The 6666-nt window shown below is 66.7% G+C and carries 3 protein-coding genes; 2 read left to right on the top strand and 1 reads right to left on the bottom strand.

The window, feature by feature from the left end; genetic code table 11:
* The coding region (locus DRB06_RS11620; RefSeq protein ID WP_220093023.1) for a hypothetical protein at positions 1-341 on the top strand (341 nt) is incomplete at its 5' end.
* Here the strand turns inward: DRB06_RS11620 and DRB06_RS11615 are convergent.
* Positions 335-514, bottom strand: coding sequence for a hypothetical protein (locus tag DRB06_RS11615; protein WP_108968825.1), 180 nt, complete (start codon positions 512-514; stop codon positions 335-337). The genes DRB06_RS11620 and DRB06_RS11615 overlap by 7 nt on opposite strands.
* A 1766-nt stretch (positions 515-2280) precedes the next feature.
* Between DRB06_RS11615 and DRB06_RS11605 the strand changes: the two genes are divergently transcribed.
* Positions 2281-6267 (top strand): DUF5979 domain-containing protein, encoded by a 3987-nt coding sequence (locus DRB06_RS11605; protein ID WP_146750876.1) that lies wholly within the window; start codon positions 2281-2283, stop codon positions 6265-6267.
* Positions 6268-6666: the final 399 nt, after the last annotated feature.

The raw sequence follows: 6666 nt of genomic DNA, 5'->3' as shown, positions 1-6666 counted from the left end.
GGCCCGCACCCCGCACCCCAGCTGACAGCTCCCACCCCCACCGACCACACCCACAAACGCGAAGAGCCGGGAATGACGCCACGCTGGCCAACGTGTGGATTCCGGAGGATGGTGAGTACACACTGACATTCAACTATCGTAGCGCCGAGCCGCGCAGCTTCCGAGTGCTGGTGGCGGGGAAGGCCGAGGCAGAGATCAAGGGAGTGTCTAACGGCACCTTCACCGGTAGTTTCTCCAAGCTGTCCATTAAGACGAGGCTCTCGGCGGGAGTGAACTCCGTAACCGGGGATAATCCGGATGGTCCGGCGCCGGACTTCGGAAACCTCCGGGTCGACTACTGACTTGTAGCCGGGGTGAAGGCGAGAGAAGGAGTGGCGCATGGGTGCGCGGTCTGCTCGCCGGCGTCCATGGCATCGGCCTCGGGCTCGGTTTCGGGCTCGGCGGTGGTGTCGTTGTCGTTGTCGTCTGGTGGTGGTGGGGTGTATGCCTGCTCGTACTGGATAGGGGCGTGCATGTCGATGGCGGATTGGGGGCGGACTGTGCCCGACCAGTTGCGCCGACTGGGCGGTGGCGAACACGGGCGTCGTCGATGCCCTGCCAGGGGCCGTGGGAGTCGAGGCAGTGGTGGCCCAAGGATGAGCTCGGCCTTGTGCAGCCAGTATCAGGGCCTCGGCCAGCGCGAGGCCGAAAGGAGGTCGCCCTTCGACCCGACCGAGGCGACCGCGTCGCAGTCGGAGGGGGCCTGCCCGCACTCGTGTCGCCCGGTACAGCCGCCCCCCGGCCGCGTGTGGTGGATCAGGCCGGTAAGGTCGGCTCCCTCGCGCCGGGTGCTGCCAGATACCCATCTTCAGGGCGCCCCTGGGCCAGGTCGGTGCACACGGGCTCGCGGGTGGTCTGCCAGCCGACGATCCGCCGGGAGCAGCACGTCGGCGGGCGAAGGCGACGTAGCCAGCCGCTCATGGTTCGCACGTGGGTGGGGGTACCTCCCACGTAGTGGGGGAATGCCCACCCGCCCACAGCTCGTTGGGCCTGAAAAGCGCTGAAGTGCCTGCCCGCCAGGTCTGCGGGGCACTGCTCCTTAGGAGCGCTGCGCGTGGTGCGTGGTGACTTGGCGCGGCCGGTGGCCGTGCAGGCCCATGGCCCGCATCAGGCGCACCCGCGGTGCAGCAGGCGCCGCATGGACCAGCCCGTGCCGGACGGAGGCCTCGGGACGGCCCCGCATCGCATACGTCTTGCGGGCCCCGCCCGCGCAGTAGTTCTTCTCGTGCACCGGCCCGGTTCTCGGCCTTCAGAGCCTCATCGCGTCTACTCCTTGCCGATGGGGGCAGGGCCTTGGCTGCACAAGTGGTGCTCGGGGCGATCTTGACGCCGGCGCTGGTCAGCGCCTGGCAGAACCGGCACAGGCCCCGCAGCTCCTCCCTGTGTGGGAGTCGATGCATCTTGCAGATCAGCGGGACGGGCGGTGCGGGCACCGGCCGCGAAAACAACTGACGCACTCCTTTGGGATCGCGTTCGCCCGCCTCAGCTCGCGGCTTGTCGGCCTCCAGCTCCCGGATCCGCTGGGCGTCCTCGCTCGTGGTTCCCGGCCGGGCGCCCGAGTCGACCTCGGCCCCTCTGTGCCCCAGGTACGCAGCGCCTCGGGGCACGGAGCTCTCGACGCCGACCAGCGCCGCGACCGGTACGACGGTGCAGGTCCGCTCACTCGCGTGTACCGGCATCGACGGACGACATCTGTCGGTGGTGATGGCTGTGGCTCCGGTGTGCGGATACGCGGTGCTGCGCCTGGCGCATAGGAGGGAGCTGTGAGGTAGCGGTTGATGCTCACAGCCGCGGCGAACAGCCTCGGGGCGGCTCGGACACTTTCCTGTGCCGAGCCGCCCCGAGATATCTCGCGCCGTCCCACCTCGAACCGGTGCGTCTGTGGGGCGGCGGATTCGAGCTGTCGCCGTGCGCGATTCAATCGCTGCGCAAATGAGAGGTTTCGTATACCGACTCGACACGAATCACACATTCTAACTCTATGGCAACGGCATTGTTATCGACATCGTGGATTTCTGCCAATCGATTTGCACTAACCTGTCGAAGAGCTGTCAGTAGCCTAGCCGGGGTCCGCATGCGGGGCGTGCGACTCCCCTGCCTTCCTCGTCGAACGGAGCCCTTCCCATGCCTCTGTCACACGCGTTCCACAGGACGCGGGCCGTATCGCGCCGCCTCTTGGCGGTAGTGGCGGTCGGTGTTCTTGCGCTCGCGACCCTGCTCGCCGCTCCTCCTCTGCTGGCTGTGCCTGAGGCTGAGGCCGCTGGGGCAACACTCACCGTTGGCCTGGGCGAGACCACTGCGCAGATCTCCAACGTGAAGGTGTATGACACCGACAACACGGTGTCCTACCAGGGGCAGACCATGTCGCAGGAGGAGTACGCGCGGCGCATCGCCTGCCTGCACTACGGGCCCCAGGACAACAACTACAACACCGGTGTTGTTGCCGGCTCCTCCGGGCAATGGGCGGGCTTCTCCTACGGGTTCCTCGATAGAAGCTGTCCGAATGCTTTCAACAACGTCAGGCAGTCGGCCATGAGCTTCATGCCCACGTCGGTCACGGCGGCGGATGTCGGCGACGTGTTCCTCGTGGGTACGCTGCGCCACGACAATAACGATATCGATCCGGTGGACACGACCACCAAGTCCTACTACGGCAGCCTGCAGATCACCACCGCGGGTGAGGAGATTCAGACCAACTTCCCCTTCCGCGAGTGGGATACACCCAACTACTGCGCAACCATGCTGGGCCCGGATGGCAACGCCATTGTCGGTGCAGACGGGCCGTCCGAGTACGCATGGAACAGCAGCGGCACCGCCGTCGGGCGCATAGGAACCTCCGCCGGTGACGGCAGTACGTACAACTACGCGTGGTACTACGGCAGGTTGCAGCGGTTCGACTCGACCCTGAGGGTGGCCTCGGGGCCGAACGGAATTACCTGCGCGCATGACGTCCTGGAGATCGCCTCCGACCGCTCCGACACCTCCTGGACCGACCCGAGCACCGGCATCTCCTACAAGCTGCGCCTGTGGGGCTTCGTCAACAATGGGGAAAACGGGACCTGCGCGGTCACTCCCGAGATGGCCTCAGCCGATCTGGAGAGCACCTTCATCACTCCTGAGGGCAGGACCAGCTACGGCTGCCTCTACGGCTCGCTGGAGCAGGTCCGTCCGGTGACCTTCACCAAGGTGGTCGAGACCGATGACTCCCTCCAGGCCACCACACCGATCCCCACCTTCAGCTACTCCAACGTCTCCGCCGAGGGCAGCTACGGGGCCGAGAAGTGGGGCACCCCCGCTTCGCTGACCCCCACCGGCTGGGGCAGTGCCGGCGCCGTCTCCGACCCCACCACCTACGAGTTGCTCGCGCCCAACGACGCCGCAATCGTCCAGGAGAACGCACTCACCCCGGCGCTGACGGACACCACCTCCGGATGGACCCTCGGCGGTGTCACCTGTACCTACAAGAGCGGCGGCCAGGAGCATCCGCTGATGCGCCGCGACGGCCAACGGATGGACACCTCCGACTCGGTCGACCTGGCCAACCGCACCATCCGCCTGGACCAGGCCGAGCTGGCCACCTCCTACGAGGAGGCCGCAATCAACTGCACCTGGCACAACCAGTACGTGGCCCACTCCAGGCTGACCCTGGTCAACACCGTCGGCGAGGGCGACGCCCAGGCCACCGACTGGACCCTGACCGCGACCCCGGTCTCCGGCCTGTCGGGCCAGAACACCCTCAGCGGCGTCACGGGCGACCCGGCCGTTACCGCGGTCACGACCGGGTCGGGCGCCTATGAGCTGTCCACCTCCGAGGTGGACGGATACGCCGTCGACTCCTGGTCCTGTGTGCACACCGGTACGTCCACCGCGGTGACCATGAACAGCGACACCCAGGTGGTGCTGCCCGCCGACGCCGACGTCACCTGCACCGCCACGCAGAAACTCGCCAATAAGACGATCTCCTTCGCCAAGGAACTGGCCGGCGCCACCGACGGCACCGACCTCGACTCCTACCAACTGAGCTACACCTGCACCAAGGAGGGCAAGCCCGACGTCACCGGCACGGCCACCGTGAACAGTGACGGAACCGTCGTCGCCGGCGAGGCCGTTCCCGTGGGCGCCTCCTGCACCGTCACCGAGCAGGCCCCACAGGCCGCGGACCTGAACTCGTCCGACTCCGGCTCCTTCAGCTGGGGCAGCCCCGCGGACTACACGGTCACCGTGGGCGAGACCCCGGTGAGTACCACGCGTAGCGGCGACGGCGTCTCCTTCACCGTACCCGGCGGCCAGGGCGACCTGGTGGTCACCGTCACCAACCAGATCATCCCCCACGCCGGCGTCACCAAGACCTTCGACTCCGTGACCGCCGCCGACGCCCTGGGCGCGAACGCCACCTTCGACCAGACCTACACCGTCACGGTCACCAATCCCTCTCGCATCCTCCCGCTGCGCTACTCACTGGAAGATGTGGTCACCGCGCCCGCGAACACAACCGTCAACTCCATCACGGTCAGTGGTGGCCCGCTTGCGAGCCCACAGCTACTCCCCGAGGGCCAGACCACCTACACGGCCGACGACGTGACCCTGGATGCGGGAGCACGACACGTATACACGGTGACCGTCAACGTCACCGCGCCTGACGCCGGACTCGCCGGACCCGACGGCGCCTGCACCTCCCAGGACGCGACCGATGGCAAAGCGGTGCACAATGCTGCGCAAGTCACTTCTCGCGGCGTCGCCAAGGTCGCCGAGGCCTGCGGCACGGTGCCCGCGAACCCGCGCTTCTCGGTGAGCAAGCAGGCCGGTGAGGTGGTTCGCAACAGTGCCGACGGCACCTTCACCGCCGGTTATACCGTGACGGTCACCAACACCTCCCACGCCGCCTCTACGATCATCAGCGACGTCACCGACGTCCCGGATCTGCCCGTCGGTGCACGCATCAGCCGCGTTGAGGTGCTGGAGAACGGTGCCGCGGCCTCCGGCGTGACCATCCCGGCGATCGTCGACGGCGCCCTGAACGGACCGGTGGTACTGGCAGCCGCCGGAACCGGCCCCGAACTTGCCGCTGCGCCCGAGGGATCCGACGTGGGCGGCACGCGCAGTTTCACCGTCCGCATCACCTTCACGGTGGACCCCACGGCCTCCGGATACGACGCCGCCGACTACCAGTGCGGCGGCACCCGGGCCGACGGCCAACCCACCGGACTGGTCAACACAGTGTCCATGGACGGCGACACCTCCGGTGAGGACGACAACACGGCCTGCCTGTCCGTCCAGTCCGTACTGAAGTTCTCCAAGACGGTGGCTCTCCAACCGGGCACCGGATCCTCCTTCGACGTCGCCTACGACATCAGCGTCGTCAACGAGGGCGCACTGCCCGGTTCGACCGGTACCGTCACGGACCAGCCCGCATTCGCCCCCGGCCTGAACATCACCGGCGCCACGGTTTCCCGCGACGGCGGCGCCGCGCAGGCGATCACAGCGGACGGATCGGGTGCTTACGTCCTCGCCGACGGTGAGACCATCGGTTCCGGGCAGACGATGACCTGGAGGCTCACCCTGTCAGTTGCGATCGATCCCGCGGCAGCCGGATACGACGAGGCGCTGCTTGCGTGCTCCACGGGTGCCGATGGCCTGCTGGAAAGCGGACACGGCTTGTACAACGCAGCCATCCCACCGAGCGATGTGGATCAGGCAACCGAACCCGACCACAACGTCGCGTGTGCCAGCGTCTCGCCCGATGCCGGCAAGCGCACGCTGTCGGTGGTCAAGACCGGCAGTCAGGGCAACCTGGACGGCGCCGCCTTCAGCATCTACCCGGTCGACCCCTCAACCTCCGGGGCGACCGCAATTGCTGACGGCGTGGTCCCCTCGGGTGAGACCGGCGTGTTCACCACCGCGCTGCTCCCGATCAACCACGAGTACTGGCTGCTGGAGACCCGGGCCCCGGCCGGACACCAACTGCTGGCCAACCCGGTCCACATCCGGATCACCGATACCGGTATCACCGTGCTGAACGATTCCGAACTGGGCGTATCCACGGCGGTCGTTTCACAGTCGGCGGGTACCGGGGCGGATGACGTGCTCACCATTCGGGATCTCGAGGCTGCGAGGCTGCCCAATGCTGGTGGCAACGGGTTGATGCCGAATGTGGTTGTCGCAATCGCACTGCTCGCGGCCGCAGCGGGAATCGCATGGCGAAAGCATTACGGCATGCGACTCGCATAGAAATCGTGTCGACCGTGCGACGCATAGGGCGGTCACGAGTGGCGGGGCGGGCATGCGAAGCGGTGCACGCCCCGCCGTCGCGATACCGGGGCAACGCACTCGGGTCTTGATGTTGCCGGCGCTGAAATGGCTGCAAAGCGTGACGGAACTGATGCGTTTATAGTGTGGTGGCATGAATAGTGCTGAAATGTTGCATGTTAGACGGTCAATCGTGCGTCATGATCGGTATCCTTGAGGTGTCGCGGGTGCACGCCTTGAGGGTGTGAGGCGCGCAGTCGATATCGCCGCAGAGTCAGTTCGATCGGGAGAGGACGCCGATGCGCAAAGCAGTTTCGCGCCTCCGGGCGCTCGCACCTTCGCGTGCAAGAGCGCTGGCTCTGATAACGGTTCTTGCGTTGT

The sequence above is a fragment of the Actinomyces sp. Z5 genome, assembly GCF_003287795.1.
GTDB lineage: Bacteria > Actinomycetota > Actinomycetes > Actinomycetales > Actinomycetaceae > Actinomyces > Actinomyces glycerinitolerans.
This window is presented reverse-complemented; position numbering and strand designations above follow the sequence as displayed.

Bases quoted from the DNA above. Each gene is read 5' to 3' on its own strand.
- DRB06_RS11615 (WP_108968825.1), bottom strand. From the start codon at position 514: ATGCACGCCCCTATCCAGTACGAGCAGGCATACACCCCACCACCACCA.